We start from the raw sequence: 18,565 nt of genomic DNA on the forward strand, positions 1-18,565 counted from the left end.
CAACACCAGCTGGCGGCTACTTTCTGTAGCTCAACGTATTATCAGCGCAACAATGCTACGGGCGTATGACGCGCGCCCTGTCTCCTTCAATTCAACTCGTTGTGGTAGTGATGGCGCTCGGTCAGGTACAGGCCGCGGCGCAGCTCGACCGGCTTGTCGCCATAGGTAAACGAGACCCGCTCCGACGCCAGCAGCGGCGTGTTGACGGCGATGTTCAGCAGCGCGGCGTCGCTCTCGGCGGCGCAGACGGCGCGGATTTTTTCGGTGGCACGGATCATGCGCGTGCCGAATTCGGATTCGAACAGGCCGTACATCGGCCCCTTGTATTCTTCCAGCCGCTCGGCGGTCAGACCTTTGAAGGCTATCCCCGGCAGCCACATCTCCTCCACAATGGTGGGCACGCCATCGAAATGCTGGACCCGCTTGATGAAGATGACGGCGTCGCCGGACTTCAGGTCGAGCAGGCGCGCCACGTCGGCCGGCGCGCGCATGCGCTTGACTTCGATGAACTGGCTGACGCCCGGATGCGGCACGCCCTCGTCGGGCATCAGGCGCAGGAAGCGGAACTGGGCGCGTTCTTCATGGTGGGTCGACACGAAAGTGCCCTTGCCCTGCTTGCGCATCACCAGGTTTTCGGCCGCCAGCTCGTCGATCGCCTTGCGCACGGTGCCCTGGCTGACCTTGAAGCGGTTGGCCAGTTCGACTTCGCTGGGGATCATTTCGCCCGGCTTCCATTCGCCGGACTGCAGGCTTTTGGTGATCAGGGCCTTGATTTGCTGGTACAGCGGGGAGAAGGTGGGAGACGAATTTGTCGACGCACCGGCCGCGCTGCCGGCGGAGGCGGCAGCGGGATTGTTATTCGAATTTGGCGGCACGGAACTCATAGGCCAAGATTTCACCACAAAAGACCAGTGCCGTCCAGAAAAACCATCAATAACTTATCTGTCTTATATAAGACATAAGATAGGATTGACAGATAGTGGCGACGCGCCTACACTCCCGAGCCAACGCTTACCGATACATGATTATAAGCGTTGAATTTTGCAGTATGATTACGTTTTCCCGGACCGGCCGCCGGTCCAGCTTCAAGAACGATTCACTTCCCACTTTGGAGATTCATCATGGCTAAAACCCCACTGCGTGTTGCTGTTACCGGCGCTGCCGGCCAAATCGGTTACGCTCTGCTGTTCCGCATCGCCAACGGCGACATGCTCGGCAAAGATCAACCAGTCATTCTGCAACTGCTGGAAATCGCCGACGAAAAAGCGCAAAAGGCCCTGAAGGGCGTCATGATGGAAATCGACGACTGCGCGTTCCCGCTGCTGGCCGAGATGACCGCCCACTCCGATCCGCTGACCGCGTTCAAGGATGTCGACTACGCCGTGCTGGTGGGCGCCCGTCCACGCGGCCCAGGCATGGAGCGTAAAGACCTGCTGGAAGCCAATGCCCAGATCTTCACCGCCCAAGGCAAGGCCCTGGACGCCGTCGCTTCGCGCAACGTCAAAGTACTGGTGGTCGGCAACCCAGCCAACACCAACGCCTACATCGCCATGAAATCGGCGCCATCGCTGCCGGCGAAGAACTTCACCGCCATGCTGCGCCTGGACCACAACCGCGCGCTGTCGCAAGTGGCTGCCAAAACCGGCACCGCCGTGAAAGACATCGAGAAGCTGACCGTGTGGGGCAACCACTCGCCGACCATGTACGCCGACTACCGCTTCGCTACCGTCAACGGCAAAAACGTCAAGGACCTGATCAACGACCAGGAATGGAACGCCAACGTGTTCCTGCCAACCGTGGGCAAACGCGGCGCCGCCATCATCGAAGCGCGCGGCCTGTCGTCGGCTGCCTCGGCCGCCAACGCCGCCATCGACCACGTGCACGACTGGCACCTGGGCACCGCCGGCAAGTGGACCACCATGGGCGTACCATCGGACGGTTCGTACGGCATCCCGGAAGGCATCATGTTCGGCTTCCCGGTCACCACCGAAAACGGCGAATACAAAATCGTTCAAGGCCTGGAAATCGACGCCTTCTCGCAAGAGCGCATCAACCTGACCCTGAAAGAACTGACCGAAGAGCGCGAAGGCGTCAAGCACCTGCTGCCGTAATCTTCGCTGCCGCACGTGGAACCGGTTAAACCACCGATCCGCCGCACCCGCCGCGCTGCCGAGAGCAGCGCGGCTCCCGTTCCTCCTGATTCTGTTTGCATGCATCCATCCGAGGTTTTATTCCAGGGTAATCGCCAGCCGCTGCTCCTGCCAGCGTGCGACCACTACGCCGGCTCCGAAAAGCTGATGCGTAAATCGATCGCCTTGCAACAAGAACTTGGCCCGCTGTTCGACATCACCCTCGATTGCGAAGACGGCGCCAGCGCCGGCAACGAACAGGCGCACGCGCGCCTGGTGGTCGAGCTGCTCAATTCCGACGCCAACCAGTTCAACCGCATCGGCGCCCGCGTGCACGACGTGCACAGCCCGTTCTTCGCCAGCGACGTCGAGATCATCTGCGCCGCCGCCCAGCGCCTGGCCTACCTGGTGCTGCCGAAGGTGAACAGCGTCGACGAGGTGGCGCGCGCCATCAAGCTGATCACCACCCACGCCGCCAAGGCCGGCCGCAAGGACCTGCCGGTGCACGTGCTGATCGAAACCCACGGCGCGCTGCGCGACGCCTACGCCATCGCCGCCCTGCCCCAGGTGCAGTGCCTGTCGTTCGGCATCATGGACTTCGTCTCGGCCCACTACGGTGCGATTCCCGGCGCTGCGATGCGCACGCCGGGCCAGTTCACGCACCCGCTGGTGACCCGCGCCAAGCTGGAAATCGCCGCCGCCTGCCACGCGCACGGCAAGGTGCCGTCGCACAACGTGACCACAGAAATCAAGGATACGGCGCTGGCCGCCAACGATGCCCAGCGCGCCGCCGCCGAATTCGGCTACACGCGCATGTGGAGCATCCACCCGAACCAGATCAAGCCGATCATCAAGACGTTTACGCCGCGCCTGTCCGAAGTGAGCGAGGCGGCCGCCATCCTGCACGAAGCCGCAGCCGTGCAATGGGGGCCGATCGCCCAGAATGGCCGCTTGCACGACCGCGCGAGCTACCGATATTATTGGACCGTTTTACAGCGCGCCAAACTGGCCGGCCTGAGTCTGCCGGAATCCGTGGCCCCGCTGTTCAACGGCTCCCCAACCGATCTCCCACAGGAAGCACACTGATGTCCATCTCCAAATTACTCATGGCCTGCAGCCTCGCGCTGGCCTCCCTGACCCTGGCCGCCGGCGCCCACGCCGAAGGCGATGTGCCAGCCAAGAAAACCGTGAAGAAGGCCGCCGCCAAAAGCACCAAGAAAGCCGCCAAGCCGGCCGAGCCGAAAGCGCCGAACGAGGAAGAGGACGAGCCGGTCGTCACCGACTCGGCCGTCACCGACTTCGACTGCGAACTGGGCAACAAGATCTCGATCTACCAGAACGCCGGCGACGACCAACACATCGCGCTGCGCTGGAAGAAGCGCCTGCACCGCCTGACCCGCGTCGGCACCACCACCGGCGCCAACCGCTTTGAAAACAAGATGTACGGCCTGATCTGGATCGGCATTCCGGCCAAGGGCATGCTGCTGGACTCCAAGCAGAACCGCCAGCTGGCCAACGAATGCCGCAACGCCGAGCAGCAAAAGCCGGTCACCACCGCCACCAGCGAACCGACCGGCGCCAAGATCTCGATTCAATAAACTGTTCCAAAACCAGCACCACGTTTCACTTTAATAATAGACGATACCCATCACGAAGGAGAGGTCATGTCACGCAACACTCTGAACACGCTTAAGGAATTCAACATTTCGGGCAAGAAGGCGAAGTTCTACTCGCTGCCTGCACTGGAAAAGAGCCTGGGCGCCAAAATCTCCCGCCTGCCGGTATCGATCCGCGTGGTGCTGGAATCCGTCCTGCGTAACGTCGACGGCAAGAAAGTCACCGAAGAACACGTCAAGCAGGTCGCCAGCTGGGCGCCAACCGCCGACCGCACCGACGAGATCCCGTTCGTCGTCGCCCGCGTGGTGCTGCAGGACTTCACCGGCGTGCCGCTGCTGGCCGACCTGGCCGCGATGCGCAACGTCGCCTACAAGATGGGCGTCAACGCCAAGAAGATCGAGCCGCTGGTGCCGGTCGACCTGGTGGTCGACCACTCGGTCACCATCGACCACTTCCGCGAGCCGAAAGCGCTGGACCTGAACATGAAGCTGGAATTCTCGCGCAACAACGAGCGCTACCAGTTCATGAAATGGGGCATGCAAGCCTTCGACACCTTCGGCGTGGTGCCGCCAGGCTTCGGCATCGTCCACCAGGTCAACCTGGAATATCTGGCGCGCGGCGTCCACAAGGACAGCAACGGCGTCTACTACCCTGACTCGCTGGTCGGCACCGACTCGCACACCACCATGATCAACGGCATCGGCGTGGTCGGCTGGGGCGTGGGCGGCATCGAGGCGGAAGCCGGCATGCTGGGCCAGCCAGTCTACTTCCTGACCCCGGACGTGATCGGCGTCAACCTGACCGGCGTGCTGCGCGAAGGCTGCACCGCGACCGACCTGGTGCTGACCATCACCGAAATGCTGCGTAAAGCCAAGGTCGTGGGCAAGTTCGTCGAGTTCTTCGGCGAAGGCACCGAGACCCTGTCGGTCACCGACCGCGCCACCATCGCCAACATGGCGCCGGAATACGGCGCCACCATGGGCTTCTTCCCGGTCGACGACGCCACCATCGAATACTTCGAAGGCACCGGCCGCACCAAGGCGGAAATCGACGCCTTTGCCGCCTACTTCAAGGCGCAAGGCATGTACGGCATCCCGAAAGCCGGCGACATCGACTTCACCCGCGTGCTGGAACTGGACCTGTCGACCGTGACCCCATCGCTGGCCGGTCCTAAGCGTCCACAGGACCGTATCGAAATCGGCAACGTGAAAAACAACTTCACCGAACTGTTCTCGAAACCGACCTCGGAAAACGGCTTCAACAAAAAGCCGGAAGACCTGAACCAGACCTACACCACCACCAACGGCGTGAACGTGAAAAACGGCGACGTGCTGATCGCTGCGATCACCTCGTGCACCAACACCTCGAACCCGAGCGTGCTGCTGGCCGCCGGCCTGCTGGCCAAGAAAGCCGTGGAAGCCGGCCTGACCGTCGCGCCGCACATCAAATCGTCGCTGGCGCCTGGCTCCCGCGTGGTCACCGAGTACCTGACCGCCGCCGGCCTGCTGCCTTACCTGGAGCAACTGGGCTTCGGCGTCACCGCTTACGGCTGCACCACCTGCATCGGTAACGCCGGCGACCTGACCCCGGAACTGAACGCCGCCATCACCTCGAACGACATCGTCGCTTCGGCCGTGCTGTCCGGTAACCGTAACTTCGAAGCGCGGATTCACCCGAACATCCGTTCCAACTTCCTGGCCTCGCCACCGCTGGTGGTGGCCTACGCCATCGCCGGCAACATGACCGTCGACCTGATGACCCAGCCAGTCGGCAAGGGCAAGAACGGCAAGGACGTGTACCTGGGCGACATCTGGCCGACCTCGAAAGAGATCGCCAAGCTGATGAAGTTCGCGATGAACTCGAAAGTGTTCAAATCGAACTACGCCGACGTCAAGGGCAATCCAGGCAAGCTGTGGGAACACGTGTCGACCACCGAAGGCCAGGTGTACAACTGGCCGGCGTCGACCTACATCGCCGAACCACCGTTCTTCGACGGCTTCGAGATGACCCCGAAAGAGACCAACCCGAACATCTCCGGCGCGCGCGCGCTGGGCGTGTTTGGCGACTCGATCACCACCGACCACATCTCGCCGGCCGGCTCGATCAAGGAAGACGGTCCAGCCGGTAAATGGCTGCTGGCCAACGGCGTGCTGAAAGCCGACTTCAACTCCTACGGCTCGCGCCGCGGCAACCACGAGATCATGATGCGCGGCACCTTCGCCAACGTGCGTATCAAGAACAAGATGATCCCGCCGAAAGCCGACGGTTCCGCAGTCGAAGGCGGCATCACCATTCACCAGCCATCGGGCGAACAGCTGTCGATCTACGACGCGGCCATGAAATACGTGGCGGCCGGCACCCCGACCATGGTGTTCGGCGGCGAAGAGTACGGCACCGGCTCGTCGCGTGACTGGGCTGCGAAAGGCACCCAGCTGCTGGGCGTGAAGGCTGTGATCGTGCGTTCGTTCGAACGTATCCACCGCTCGAACCTGGTGGGCATGGGCGTGCTGCCGCTGCAATTCATCGGCACCGACTCGGTCGAAACGCTGGGCATCACCGGCAAAGAGACCTACGACCTGAAAGGCCTGGACGGCGAAATCAAGCCGCAACAGCTGGCCACCCTGGTGATCCACCGTGCCGACGGCACCAGCCAGGAAGTGACCGTGCTGCTGCGTATCGATACCCCGATCGAAGTGGACTACTACAAGCACGGCGGCATCCTGCCGTTCGTTCTGCGTCAACTGCTGGCTGCTTGATCTCTAAGCGCTGAGTAAAAAAACGCCGGGTTCGCCCGGCGTTTTTTATTGGTTGCGTGGTTTGAGGATATCGCCCAGCAAGTCGGGCGAGCCGGGGATGCGCTCCAGGACGGGGAAGCGTTCGCCGTCGTGGTAGTCCAGCGTCATGGCGGCGCCGGCGACCGTCAGTGCGACCGGCGTTGTGGTGCGCTGCGCGTCGCGTATCGCCTGGCGCAGCGCGGCTGTGGTGTAGGCCACGCCATTGACCTGATCGATCTTCATGCCTGGCGCGAGGCCTGCGCGCCAGGCGGCGCTGTCTGGCAGCAGGTCGGCCACCACGCCGCCCTGCCCTACTTCCATGCCGAGCGAATACAGCAGCCCGGAGGCCTTGCGCGCGGAGGTGGGGCGGTACACCAGCCGGTAGCCGCCGCCCGTGACGCCGCCCAGCGGCGCGTCCGGCCCCAGCGCGTGCAGACGAGTTTGCAGGAAGCCGCGCCAGTCGTGCGGCGCCACGGTGTTCAGCGCTGCCACCAGATCGTCGAAGCTGTATGGCAGCACCTTGGCTGACGTATCGCCGCCGGCGCCGTGGAACAGCGCGACAAAGTCGTCCAGCGACTTGTGGCCGGCGGTCAGCTGGCGGATGGTGACGTCCACGTCCAGCCACACCAGCGCGCCTTCGCCATAGAAATCGAAGCCGTCGCGGCGCAGGCTGCCGTAGGCGCCGTCGCCCTTCTGCCACAAGGTCATCGCCATGGTCGCGGTGTCCTGCAGGTCGCGCCACGCACGGCCCGGTCGATGGCTGTAGCGTGCCGCGGTTTCGGCCAGCGAGGCCAGGTACTGCTCCCGCGTCCAGATTCCGGCGCGCGCGGTCAGCACGCCGCCCAGATAGTCAGTCAGCCCTTCGTATACCCACAAGCCGCTGGTGTCGACGGCCTGCTGGAAGTTGGGCGCGGTCAGCCCTGCCGGCCGCCGGTACTTGCCGTTCCAGCTGTGGACGAAATCGTGCGGCAGGAAATTGCCGTACAACGCGCGCATGTCGGCATCGACCATGAATTTCGCCGGGCGGCGGCTATCCAGCGACTCGTGATGATCGACCGCCAGCCCGCTGACCTTGTCCGACAGCGTCATGAGGAAACGGAAATCACCGTAATGCCGGCTGCGAAACAGATAGCCGGATTGCCCCACCAGCTGCCGCAATTGGCCGATCTGCGCATCGCTGACCGCCAGGTCTTCCGGAGTGTCTGCCACCATGTCCAGATAGTGATGCGGCGCAACTTCGACTTCGCGGAAATTGCGACCAGCAATCAGCGGTGAATCGACCAGCTGTTCCAGCGATACCGGCTTGAACACGCCATCCTCCTGCGGCAGCGAGGTGGCATAGCGCCAGCCCGCCGGCAGCGTCACGCCGGGCTTGACCATGATGGCGCCGGCCTGCGTCTGCGGACCGGTGTAGGGATACAGCAGCATGCTGTTCCAGCTCAGCGCCGCCAGATCGGCGCTGGCCACGCCGCCGCGCGCGCTACCACTGTCGGTGGTGATGAAGTCGGACTGGATGCGGATCGCGCTCACGCCTTGGGGCACTGTCAGGTGATAGAGGTAGGCATCGTAAGGATCGCGCGTCCACGGTATTGCCTGCCCGTCTCCGCTGATGGTCAGCCCGACATGGTTCTCCACCGGCCCCGGCGCATGCTCGCTGGGCAGCCACTGCGGATAGGCCAGCGTCAGCGGTCCCGGCGCGACGGGAATCAGCTCGACGGCGTGATACAGCTTGTGCGGCGCATCGCGCAGATCCACCATCATGGTAATGGCGGCCAAACCGACGGGATCGAACATATCGACTTTCCAAGAGTGAAGATCCGGGCAGCTTAGGCCGGCGCGTGAGCGGTGCATATCGAATATGTATAATGCATGCCATTAACAACGCTAATACCATCATGTCCAGGAACCTCGACGTCGGCCTGTTGCGCACCCTGATCGCGGTGGCCGACTGCGGCAGCATGACCATCGCCGCCAGCCGCCTGCACATGACGCAGGGCGCCGTCAGCCAGCGCATCAAGCGACTGGAAACAGCCACCAGCCTGCTGTTGATGGAACGCGACCAGCTCGGCGCGCGCCTAACGCCGGCCGGCGAGCGGCTGCTGGCCAGCGCGCGCCAACTGGTCGACCTCAATGACAACATCCTCGCCGCGCTGGATGTACCGGCGCTGTCGGGCCGCGTGCGGCTGGGCGTGCCGCACGACCTGGTGGGCACGCATCTGCCGCCGATGCTGCACGACTTCGCGCGACGCCATCCGGACGTCGATGTCACGCTGGTGCCCGGCTCCTCCTACGAGCTGCGGCGCGCGTGGGAAGCGCGCAAGGTCGATCTGGCGCTGGTCGAAGAGCCGGCCAGCGCCAGCAGCGACGGGCGGCTGTCGCTGGAACAGCCGGTGTGGGTGGGCGCGGCGGGAGGCCAGGCCTGGCGCCGGCGGCCGCTGCCGGTGTGCCTGGTATCGGACACCTGCGTGTTCCGCCAGCCGGTGGACGCCGCCCTGCGCCAGGCTGGCATCGCCGCGCGCACCGTGATCGACTACGCCAGCATGGAGGCCACCACCGCCACTGTCCAGGCGGATCTGGCGGTCAGCGCCTGGCTGGCGTCCACCGTGCCGGCCACACTGGACATCCTCGGCCCGGACAGCGGCCTGCCGCCGCTGCCGCCGTACGCCATCACGCTGCTGGCCGGCGACGCCCCCGCCACCCTGGCGATGACGGCCTGTCTGCGTGAGATGTATGCCAAGCGCGCGAATCAACTACAATAGGGTTCATAAGGGTTATGATCTGCCTGACTGATCCGTTTTTTTACTTTTACCTGAGACTCTTATTGCGCTATGCGTCGTCCATCTAAAGCTTCATCCCAAAAATTGTCTGCCGAGAGCCAGCGCCTCGCCACCTACGCCCAGGCTGTCGGGCAAGCGGCCAGCCGTATCGAAGAGCGGGCCTGGGAGCACTCTCTCGATGCGCAGCTCCAGAAACTGCTGAAAACCGGTCACCAGGAAACCATCGACGCCACCCTCAACGCGCTGTTCAAGGAAGATCTGAACGCCTACGACATCCTGATGGATGGTGTGGAAGCGGTGAGCGAGTCGAGCACCTTCACCATCGAGACGGCCGACGGCGTCAGCAAGTCGTTCGACGTGCTGCTGGTGGCCGCGCCCATCCTGGCCTGGACCCGCTTTGCGATCGCCTCCGGCCCGATCCCGTCCGACATCCTGCAGACGCTGTCGGCGCACTTCTCGGCCCACATGCTGGCCGACGGCACGCAGGTGGCGATCTCGCCGACGCTGTTCTCGATCGACCAGTTGCCGCGCAGCCACGCCGAGACCTACGGCAAAGTCCACAAGCTGGCGCAAGCCGCCGTCAAGGGCAGCCTGCTGAAGGCCGACACCAAGGTGCCGGAAACCGCGCCGTTCCTGGCCGATACGCGCTATCTGCTGGCGGCCGTGGTGGCGCCGACCGGCGCGCCGCTGTTCCGCTGGCAGATGCCGGAATTCCAGTCCAGCTTTGCCGCCGAACGCAGCGCCGCGCTGGAGCAATGGCGCGCGCAGGTCACGCCGACCGTCAACCGCCTGCTGCCGGGCTGCGGCGTCGAACTGCTGCTGCCGGAAGCCTATTACATGGCCTGCCGCGAGGCGGACAAGCTGATACGCCCGGTGTCGATCCGCGCCGCCGTGCACTATCTGACGCACACACTGGATGTGGAAGCGTCGGAACTGCGCGCGGTGATCGCCGGCTTCGGCGAGGAGAACGCCGACGGCCAGGTGGACGAGTACCGCGTCGCCTTCACGCAGCGTTCGTCGTCGGATGTGATCTACGGTGTAGTGTGGCCGCTGTACGGCCAGGAAGATGAGGAAGGCACGCCGCCGGAAGGGCCAAGCGCAGGCAACCTGCAGCAGAAGCCGATGACGCCGGTGGAAGACATCATCTCGCACCTGAACCAGGCGGGCGTCACGCAGATCAAGAAGCACAACGAGCGTTACGTGGTCGAGTTCTGCGACGACTGTGGCGCGCCGCTTTTCGCCGATCCGCAGGGCGAGCTGGCCCACGCCGAAATGCCCGAGGACGCACCAAGCGGCACCGAGCACTTCCATTAAAACAAAAGCCCCTCGCGGGGCTTTTTATTTGGACGCCGGCGGCGTCAGATAAATCACGATCGGCTGTGTGGTTTGCGCCGGCTGTATGGGCTGCGTCTGCGGTGCTTGCACGACAACCGGGGCCGACGGCTGTTGCGGCCTTGTTGCATTGTTTGCCGCAAAGTACAGCCCGCCAAAGCCGAGAAACATGCCGATCATCGACGCCACCATCCAGCGATAACCCTCCGCCGACATTTTGTGCATTTCGGCACGCAGAATCTCAATGTCGGCCTTCGTCGCTAGCGCCGGCACGATCGCGTCTATATGCGCCTTGAGCGCTGAAACCTCGCTGTCCATCCCTGTAGCTTAGGACAAAACGAACGGCCTACCAAGTGGAGAACGGCTTTTTAATCAAGTTCGAGTTGAGGTAGCGCAGATCGTCGGTGACTTCCTCGCCGATCCAGTCCGGCTTGTCGAACTGCTGGTCTTCCGACTGCAATTCAATCTCCGCCACCACCAGCCCGGCGTTCGCGCCGAGGAACTCATCCACTTCCCACACATTGCCGGCAAAAGTAATGCGGCGGCGATACTTCTCGATCAGCGGCTGCTCGCACAAACCATCGAGCAGCTGCACCGCGTCGGCGACAGGAATCTCGTACTCCCATTCGCCACGCGTGGCGCCTTTGTTGGCACCCTTGATCGTCATCACCGCCCGCTCGCCCTCGATGCGCACACGCACCACACGCTCCTTGTGCGACGACAGATAACCCTGGCGAAAAAACACCGGCTCGCCAAGGCTCATCCAGCCATCGCCGCGCAGCAGGAACTTGCGCTCGATCTCAACGCCCATGATCAGTAATCGTTCAGCGACAGCAGGATAGGCTGCAGGATCGCCGCGCCCAAGGCAGCGCTGCGCGCACCGTTCCAGCCCACGTGCGGATCAGGCAGATCGGCATTGTCCTTGAACGGCATTTCCAGCGTCAGCGCCAGGCAGCCGAAGTGGTGGCCGACGTACTTGGAGGCCAGCGTCAGCATGTCTTCCTTGTACTTGCTGGCCGCATAGCCTACCTTGTCCTGGAAGTCCGGCGAGGCATTCTTGTAGCGGTCGATGAAGGCCTGCTGCTTGGCGCGGCGCTCGTCGCTGAAGTTCTCCAGCATCTCGTTACCGGCCACGAAGTTGTACGGCAGCGCCTCGTCGCCGTGAATGTCGAAGAACATGTCGATGCCGGTTTCGTGCATCTTCTGCTTCACATACAGCACTTCCGGGCTGCGTTCGACCGAAGGCGTCATCCACTCGCGATTCAGGTTGGCGCCGGCCGCGTTGGTGCGCAGGTTGCCGCGCACCGAACCGTCCGGATTCATGTTCGGCACGATGTAGAACACGCAGCGCTGCAGCAGCTTGCGGGCGATCGGATTGGCGTCGTCCAGCAGCGAATCGATCAGGCCTTCGATGAACCACTCGGCCATCGACTCGCCCGGGTGCTGGCGCGCGATGAACCAGATTTTCTTTTCCGCTTCCGGCTTGCCGATGACGACCACGTTCATGTCGCGGCCATCGACCGTGCTGCCCAGGTCATGCACGCGGGCCAGCGGATGCTCGCCCACTTCGCCCAGCAGGCGCAGATGGCGCTCGAACGAATACGGCTCGAAGTAAGCGTAGTAGATGCTGTCGGTGTCCGGCGTATGGTCGATGGTCATGACCGCGCCATCGAAACGGGTCGGCACGCGGAACCAGTTTTCGCTGTCGTAGCTGGCCACCGCCTGGTAGTTCTCGTAACCCTTGGCGTAGGTGGCCTGGCCGGCGTTCAGGAAGCGCATGGTCAGCTTCTGGCCGCGCGCGCCCTGCACGCGGAAGTGGAACCATTGATGAATGTCGGCGTGCGAATCCTTGCGCAGATTCAGTTCGATGGTGGCGGCGCTGTCGGCGCGCAGCACTTCAATGGCGCCCGAATCGAAGTTCTGGCTGATTTTAATGGTCATGTTGATCCAATACTAAGTGAACGCGAATGCCCATTATTTTACCAGCATGCTCCCTTCGCGTTTATAGCGGGCGTGCCAAGACAAGGCCTTCTCCAGAACATGCGGGGTCTGGCCGCCACCGAGCAGCGCTTCCTCGAAATAGGCGCGCAGCTGCGGACGGTAGTCCGGGTGGGCGCAGTTCTCGATGATGCGCGGCGCGCGTTCGCGCGGCGCCAGGCCCCGCAGGTCGGCCAGGCCCCATTCCGTCACCAGCACATCGACGTCGTGCTCGGTGTGGTCGACGTGGGCCGCAAACGGCACCACGCTGGAAATCGCGCCGTCCTTGGCCACCGACTTGCTGACGAAGACCGACAGCTGGCCGTTGCGCGCGAAGTCGCCCGAGCCGCCGATGCCGTTCATCATGTGCGTGCCGCCGACGTGGGTCGAATTGACGTTGCCGTAGATGTCGAACTCCAGCGCCGTGTTCAGCGCGATGATGCCGAGGCGGCGCACGATCTCCGGATGGTTGCTGATCTCCTGCGGCCGCAGCACGATGCGTTCGCGGTACTGCTCGATATTGTCGAGGAATTTCTGGTGCATGGCCGCCGACAGCGTGATCGACGACGCCGACGCCATCGCCAGGTGGCCGGAATCGAGCAGCTCGATCGCGCTGTCCTGCAGCACCTCGGAGAACATGGTCATGTTGCGGAACGGCGAATCGACCAGCCCATGCAGCACCGCGTTGGCGATGGTGCCGATGCCGGCCTGCAGCGGCAGCAGCGAGGTATCCATGCGCCCTGCTTTCACCTCGCCTTCGAGGAAGGTGATGACGTGGCGCGCGATGGCGTCGGTCTCGTCGTCCGGCGGCAGCGCGTTGGACGGGCTGTCCGGGCTGTCGGTGATGACGATGGCGGCGATGCGGTCCGGGTGCAGGCGGATGGTCGGCTGGCCGATGCGCTGCGCTGGCGTCAGCAGGGGAATCGGCTCGCGATGCGGGCGCGCGGCCGGCACATAGATATCGTGGAAGCCTTCCAGCGCCAGCGGCGCGCTGAGGTTGATCTCGACGATCACCTTGTGGGCCTGCTGCACGAAACTGGCGCTGTTCCCGACCGACATGGTGGGAATGATGCCGCCATCTGCGGTAATCGCCACCGCCTCGATCACGGCGATATCGACCGCCTTCAGGTCGCCGGAGCGCAGCTGCTCGGCGGTCTCCGACAAATGCTGGTCGATGAACATCACCTCGCCGGAATTGATCTTGCGGCGCAGCGCGGCGTCGGCCTGGAACGGCATGCGGCGCGCCACCACGCCGGCGTTGGCCATCAGGCCGTCGCTCTCGTTGCCGAGCGAGGCGCCGGTCAGCAGGGTCAGTTGCAGCGGCGTGCCCTGGCGCGCGCGTTCCACCAGCGCGGCGGGCAGCGCCTTGGCGTCGCCGGCGCGGGTAAAGCCGCTCATGCCGACAGTCATGCCGTCCTTGAATAACAGGGCGGCCTGGTCGGCGCTCATCAGCTTGTTCATCAGTGCCGGACGGCGGATGCGGTCTTCATACATGGTCGTTCTCCTCATTCTTTTGTTTCAGTATAGAATCAGAAAAACTGTCATCCTATGAATTAAATTCCCATTTTCCATTCGTTTTTCTCATGATAAAAATTGAAATACTCTACAAATGTTTTTCCCTACTGTTGCTGACAGCCTTGCTGAACGGCTGCGCGCTGGTCTCCGGCAGCAAGGCAGTCCCCATCAGCGCCAACGACAGGGAACTGATCCAGCACGCCTTTGCAACGGTTCAATCCGACGTGCCGTTCATCCGCCATCCTGTCGACGGCCGTCCGGTGCATCAATTGATCATCGGCTTTGATGGCACCATGAACGACCGGGAAAGAATTCCCTCCGATGAAAAGCCGACCATCGTTGCCGACATGATGACCAGGCTGGGCGGACAATATTTTCCGGGGCCGGGAATGCAGAATCCGCATTACCGCAATCTGCTCGATGGCATGTTCGGTTATAGCAGCGCCGACATTGCGCAGCTGGCCAGCGAACAGGCCCTGGCCCAGTCCCGGCAATGGATGTCCTTGCATCCCGACGGAGAAATCCGCATTGTCGTGACGGGCTTCAGCCGTGGCGCGGCAATCGCCCGGCACTTCATGAACCTGCTCACGGCGGCGGCCGACCAGGACGCGCAACTGCGGCATAAGGTCTATTTCTACGCGATTCTTTTTGACACCGTTTCGACCGGCCAGCTCGACAAGCTGGATCTCACCCTGCCCACCTCGGTGGATTACATGGTGCACTTCGTCGCGCGCGACGAGTCGCGCTATCTGTTCAAACCGGTCATCGACGAAGAGCCCGACATCACGACCCGCGTGTATCACCTTGGCGGCCCCATCGCGCCACCGCGCGTCAACCGGATTGTGCTGCCAGGCTCGCATTCCGATGTCGGGCGCGCGTATGGCAAGGGGATCGGCATGCTGTATCAACAGCTCACCGAGCAGCTGCTGTATCAAATGGGACTGATACGCCAGAATTGCTGGGACGGCACCGACGAAGCCTTGCTCGCGGGGAAGCATGACTCGCGCGGCTTGCTGGAGCGGGTTACCGGTGTCGCGCCCCCCAATTCCAGCGGCTTCACGGAACGGCAAATGATTAGCAAGCAGTATCCCAATCCGTCCATGGAACGCAGCGGTGAAATCGACAGCAGGCTCATCGCGATGTCGCTCGCCAACGCCGAGCGCGGCGTCAATATGCAAAGCTATTCGCAGCAGCTGGTGCCGCTGAACCTGGTGGTGCGACGCGAAGGCGGCAAGCTGTCAGTGCTGGACTGGAACCAGCGGGAATATATCGACAGCGCGTCGTTCAGCTTCAGCGACAAGGACGGTGTGCGCCTGCTGCGCTATAACTTCCTGCCGCCCTACCAGGAAGGGGGCAGCACCCTGCTGCTGAACAGCCAGATCTGGGACCGGTTGCCGGAAAACCAGGCGGCAGTCCTGTCGTACAGCTTCCTGACGCACGAGGATGAAGAGGAGACCATCGTCTTCGTCAACGACGTCATCGTGGCATCGTTCCCGCAACACCGCGCGGGCGCAAGGCAGACGTCTCACGAACGCAGCTGCGGCGTCAACGCCAATGGCGAACTGCGGGGCAAAATGCGCTCCTTCATCATTGAGGCCGGCACCTTCAAGGTCAGGGAGCTGGACGAGTCAGGGATTTGACGCCGCATCGGCGGGCAGCTCGTGGATCGCGATGCCCTCGATGGGATCGATCGGCGCGTCCCACGGACGCAGCGCGATGAAGCGCTGCGTATCGTCATAGCCGGCCTGCCAGCGGGCGCGGATGCCGGCCGCGCTGAAGTCGATGTCCTTGGTATGGTCCTCGTTGCCGATGCGCGGCGCGCGCAGCGACACCACGTGCATGTCGGTGCCGCAGCCCCACGAGGCCAGTTCGCGTACCTCGGGCAAGGCGGCTTCCTTCGCCGACAGGTGCTTGCTCATCTCGCGGATCACGTGGCGCAGCCGGTGCAGCCGGCGCTGCTGCTCGATGTTGCTGGCGCGGCTGGCGTACTGGATCTCCTTGTGCTTGTCCAGCACATCGAGCACGCTTTCCGGCTCGCTGCCGTCCGGGTTCCACACCTGCACCGAGAAGATCACCGAACTGCGGCGCGGCTCGTCGTCGAGCACCGCTTCGATCGGCGTGTTGGAATAAATGCCGCCGTCCCAGTAAGGCTGGCCGTCGATGCGCACGGCGGGAAAGGCCGGCGGCAGCGCACCGGACGCCATCACGTGCTCGACGCACAGTTGCTCATCGCGGCTGTCGAAGTAACGCATCGCGCCGCTGCGCGCATTCACCGCGCCGACGGTCAGCCGCATCTGCTTGCGATTGAGATAGTCGAAATCGACCAGCGCCTCCAGCGTGCTGCGCAAGGGCGTGGTCTGGTAAAAGGAGGCATGCTCGACGCCCACCCGCGCCTCCGGGTTCCACCACGAAGACAGGTTCGGTTCGAAAAAGGCGGGAATGCCCTGCCCCACCGTGATGGCGTTGGCGATGGCGCGCGGCATGGTGGAAAAACCGAAGGAATTGCGCTCCATGCGGTGCCAGAATTCGCGCAGCCGGTCCAGCCGCTGCTCCGGCGGATTGCCGGCGATGATGGCGCCGTTGATGGCGCCGATGGAAGTGCCGATCACCCAATCCGGTTCGATGCCGGCTTCGTGCATGGCCTGGTACACGCCGAGCTGGTAGGCGCCCAAGGCGCCGCCGCCCTGCAGGACCAGGACAACCTGGCCCGGCAAGGCGGAGGAAGGCAAACTATCGGGCTTACGCTTCAAAACGATCTCCACGATGCACTGCAACATGGAGATTGTAAGCGATTTACGCCAGGTTCACGCCGCGTGCCTTCAATGCCGCGCGCACGCCTGCGCCGTAGGCCGGATCGGCCTGGTCGAAGTGGCCCAGCTGGCGCGCGATGATCTCGGCGCTGACCTGGCTCAAGGGACCGGCAAGGTTGTTGAACAGGTTTTGCTGCTCATCGGCCGGCATCAGGCGGAACAGATCACCTGCCTGGGTGTAGTCATCCTCGGTGCCGCGCGCATCGTAGCGGGCCGCCGCGCCTTGCAGCGCCAGCGCCGGTTCGCCATTGCCCAGGCCCTGCGGATTGCTGCCGCTGGCGTCGACCGGCTGGTAGTTCTGCGCCGCGCCGCCGTTGGCGATCGCCATGCCACCGTCGCGCTGCTGGTTGTGGAACGGGCAGCGCGGCGCGTTCACCGGCAGGTGCTGGTGGTTGGTGCCGACGCGGTACAGCTGCGCGTCGTGGTAGGCGAACAGGCGCGCCTGCAGCATCTTGTCCGGCGAGTAGCCCAGGCCCGGCACCACGTGCGATGGCGACAGCGCCGCCTGCTCCACTTCCGCGTGGTAGTTGACCGGATTGCGGTTCAGCTCCAGCACGCCCACCGGCAGGAACGGGAAGTCCTTGTGCGGCCAGACCTTGGTCAGATCGAACGGATTCCAGCCGGTGCGCGCTTCCCATGCGGCCAGCTCGGCCTCGGTGGCGACTTGCACCTTGACGTCCCAGCGCGGGAAGTCGCCGCTGGCGATGGCGTTGAACAGGTCGCGCTGCGAGTAGTCCGGATCGGTGCCGGCGATGCGCACGGCTTCGTCGGCGGACAGGTTCTTGATGCCCTGCTGCGTCAGGAAGTGCCACTTGACGTAGACACGTTCGCCGTCGACGTTAATCAGGCTGTAGGTGTGGCTGCCGAAGCCGTGCATGTGGCGGTAGCCGTCCGGCGTGCCGCGGCTGGAGAACAGCGTGGTGACCTGGTGCAGGCTTTCCGGCGTCTTGCTCCAGAAGTCGAACATCATGGTCGGCGATTTCAGGTTGGTCTGCGGGTCGCGCTTCTGCGTGTGGATGAAGTCCGGGAACTTGATGCCGTCCTTGAGGAAGAACACCGGCGTGTTGTTGCCGACCAGGTCCCAGTTGCCCTCTTCGGTGTAGAAGCGCACGGCGAAGCCGCGTGGATCGCGTTCGGTGTCGGCGCTGCCCTTTTCGCCGCCGACGGTGGAGAAGCGCAGGAAGGTCTCGGTCTGCTTGCCGACTTCGCTGAACAGCTTGGCCTTGGTGAATTGGGTGATGTCGTGGGTAACGGTGAAAGTGCCATATGCGCCCGAGCCTTTGGCGTGCACCACGCGCTCAGGGATACGTTCGCGGTTAAAGTGCTGCAGCTTCTCGATCAGGTGGAAGTCCTGCAGCAGCACCGGGCCGCGTGGGCCGGCGGTGACGGAGTTCTGGTTGTCGGCGACTGGAATGCCGGACGCGGTGGTGATAGGTGGCTGGCTCATACTATGGCTCCTCGTTGTTGATAGCGTGAAGCTATTCTAACCACGACGATCCATAAATAAAAACTATAAATATCTATAGCTTCGATAGATATTCGCAATACGGGGTAAGGCCGGTGATTCGCCAAGCATCCCTTCCCCCAAAACGAAAGGGTCTGTCCCCATGCGGGGACAGACCCTGGCCGCAGCG

15 protein-coding genes are annotated in these 18,565 nt (G+C 63.3%); 7 read left to right on the forward strand and 8 right to left on the reverse strand.

Annotated elements, in window-relative coordinates:
• Nucleotides 1-86: 86 nt before the first annotated feature.
• Complete coding sequence (locus GJ698_RS17195) at nucleotides 87-884, reverse strand: GntR family transcriptional regulator (protein WP_154359084.1); 798 nt, start codon at nucleotides 882-884, stop codon at nucleotides 87-89.
• Nucleotides 885-1,121: 237 nt separating this feature from the next.
• On the opposite strand from GJ698_RS17195, the gene GJ698_RS17200 reads away from it, so the two are divergent.
• The 4 genes from GJ698_RS17200 to acnA all read left to right on the forward strand — a co-directional run bounded on the left by GJ698_RS17200 (nucleotide 1,122) and on the right by acnA (nucleotide 6,502).
• Nucleotides 1,122-2,111 (forward strand): malate dehydrogenase, encoded by a 990-nt coding sequence (locus GJ698_RS17200; protein WP_154359085.1) that lies wholly within the window; start codon nucleotides 1,122-1,124, stop codon nucleotides 2,109-2,111.
• 99 nt (nucleotides 2,112-2,210) lie between these two features.
• Entirely contained in the window at nucleotides 2,211-3,215 is a 1,005-nt protein-coding gene (locus GJ698_RS17205; protein WP_154359086.1) for an HpcH/HpaI aldolase/citrate lyase family protein, read from the forward strand.
• Entirely contained in the window at nucleotides 3,215-3,727 is a 513-nt protein-coding gene (locus GJ698_RS17210; protein ID WP_154359087.1) for a hypothetical protein, read from the forward strand. Before GJ698_RS17205 ends, GJ698_RS17210 begins: the two co-directional genes overlap by 1 nt.
• 66 nt (nucleotides 3,728-3,793) lie before the next feature.
• Nucleotides 3,794-6,502 (forward strand): aconitate hydratase AcnA, encoded by a 2,709-nt coding sequence (acnA, locus tag GJ698_RS17215; protein WP_154359088.1) that lies wholly within the window; start codon nucleotides 3,794-3,796, stop codon nucleotides 6,500-6,502.
• A gap of 45 nt (nucleotides 6,503-6,547) precedes the next feature.
• Here acnA and GJ698_RS17220 read toward each other — a convergent pair whose 3' ends face one another.
• A complete protein-coding gene (locus tag GJ698_RS17220) occupies nucleotides 6,548-8,314 on the reverse strand; it encodes a M61 family metallopeptidase (protein ID WP_166454891.1) in 1,767 nt (588 codons plus the stop codon).
• A gap of 101 nt (nucleotides 8,315-8,415) precedes the next feature.
• On the opposite strand from GJ698_RS17220, the gene GJ698_RS17225 reads away from it, so the two are divergent.
• Both GJ698_RS17225 and GJ698_RS17230 read left to right on the forward strand, forming a co-directional pair.
• Complete coding sequence (locus tag GJ698_RS17225) at nucleotides 8,416-9,279, forward strand: LysR family transcriptional regulator (protein ID WP_154359090.1); 864 nt, start codon at nucleotides 8,416-8,418, stop codon at nucleotides 9,277-9,279.
• 69 nt (nucleotides 9,280-9,348) lie between these two features.
• On the forward strand, nucleotides 9,349-10,611 hold the full coding sequence (locus GJ698_RS17230; RefSeq protein ID WP_154359091.1) for a DUF2863 family protein: 1,263 nt from the start codon (nucleotides 9,349-9,351) through the stop codon (nucleotides 10,609-10,611).
• A 24-nt stretch (nucleotides 10,612-10,635) separates the two neighbouring features.
• On the opposite strand, the gene GJ698_RS17235 is transcribed toward GJ698_RS17230, so the two are convergent.
• Genes GJ698_RS17235 through scpC form a run of 4 tightly spaced genes read right to left on the reverse strand, consistent with a single transcriptional unit; the run spans nucleotide 10,636 to nucleotide 14,100 of the window.
• Entirely contained in the window at nucleotides 10,636-10,947 is a 312-nt protein-coding gene (locus tag GJ698_RS17235; protein WP_154359092.1) for a hypothetical protein, read from the reverse strand.
• 28 nt (nucleotides 10,948-10,975) lie between these two features.
• Nucleotides 10,976-11,440, reverse strand: coding sequence for a CYTH domain-containing protein (locus tag GJ698_RS17240; protein WP_154359093.1), 465 nt, complete (start codon nucleotides 11,438-11,440; stop codon nucleotides 10,976-10,978).
• Between the two features lie 2 nt (nucleotides 11,441-11,442).
• Nucleotides 11,443-12,570 (reverse strand): M14 family metallopeptidase, encoded by a 1,128-nt coding sequence (locus tag GJ698_RS17245; RefSeq protein ID WP_154359094.1) that lies wholly within the window; start codon nucleotides 12,568-12,570, stop codon nucleotides 11,443-11,445.
• A gap of 33 nt (nucleotides 12,571-12,603) precedes the next feature.
• Nucleotides 12,604-14,100 carry a succinyl-CoA:acetate CoA-transferase ScpC gene (gene scpC, locus GJ698_RS17250; RefSeq protein ID WP_154359095.1) on the reverse strand — a complete coding sequence of 499 codons (1,497 nt, stop codon included), beginning with the start codon at nucleotides 14,098-14,100 and terminating at the stop codon, nucleotides 12,604-12,606.
• An 89-nt stretch (nucleotides 14,101-14,189) separates the two neighbouring features.
• Between scpC and GJ698_RS17255 the strand changes: the two genes are divergently transcribed.
• Nucleotides 14,190-15,761 carry a T6SS phospholipase effector Tle1-like catalytic domain-containing protein gene (locus GJ698_RS17255; RefSeq protein ID WP_154359096.1) on the forward strand — a complete coding sequence of 524 codons (1,572 nt, stop codon included), beginning with the start codon at nucleotides 14,190-14,192 and terminating at the stop codon, nucleotides 15,759-15,761.
• Here GJ698_RS17255 and GJ698_RS17260 read toward each other — a convergent pair.
• Both GJ698_RS17260 and GJ698_RS17265 read right to left on the reverse strand, forming a co-directional pair.
• The gene (locus tag GJ698_RS17260; protein ID WP_229260032.1) at nucleotides 15,750-16,871 is read right to left on the reverse strand and encodes a patatin-like phospholipase family protein; all 1,122 of its coding nucleotides are present in this window, start codon (nucleotides 16,869-16,871) and stop codon (nucleotides 15,750-15,752) included. The genes GJ698_RS17255 and GJ698_RS17260 overlap by 12 nt on opposite strands.
• 43 nt (nucleotides 16,872-16,914) lie before the next feature.
• Nucleotides 16,915-18,378 (reverse strand): catalase, encoded by a 1,464-nt coding sequence (locus tag GJ698_RS17265; RefSeq protein ID WP_154359097.1) that lies wholly within the window; start codon nucleotides 18,376-18,378, stop codon nucleotides 16,915-16,917.
• Nucleotides 18,379-18,565: the final 187 nt, after the last annotated feature.

Source organism: Duganella aquatilis, assembly GCF_009674565.1.
Taxonomy (GTDB): domain Bacteria; phylum Pseudomonadota; class Gammaproteobacteria; order Burkholderiales; family Burkholderiaceae_D; genus Rugamonas; species Rugamonas aquatilis.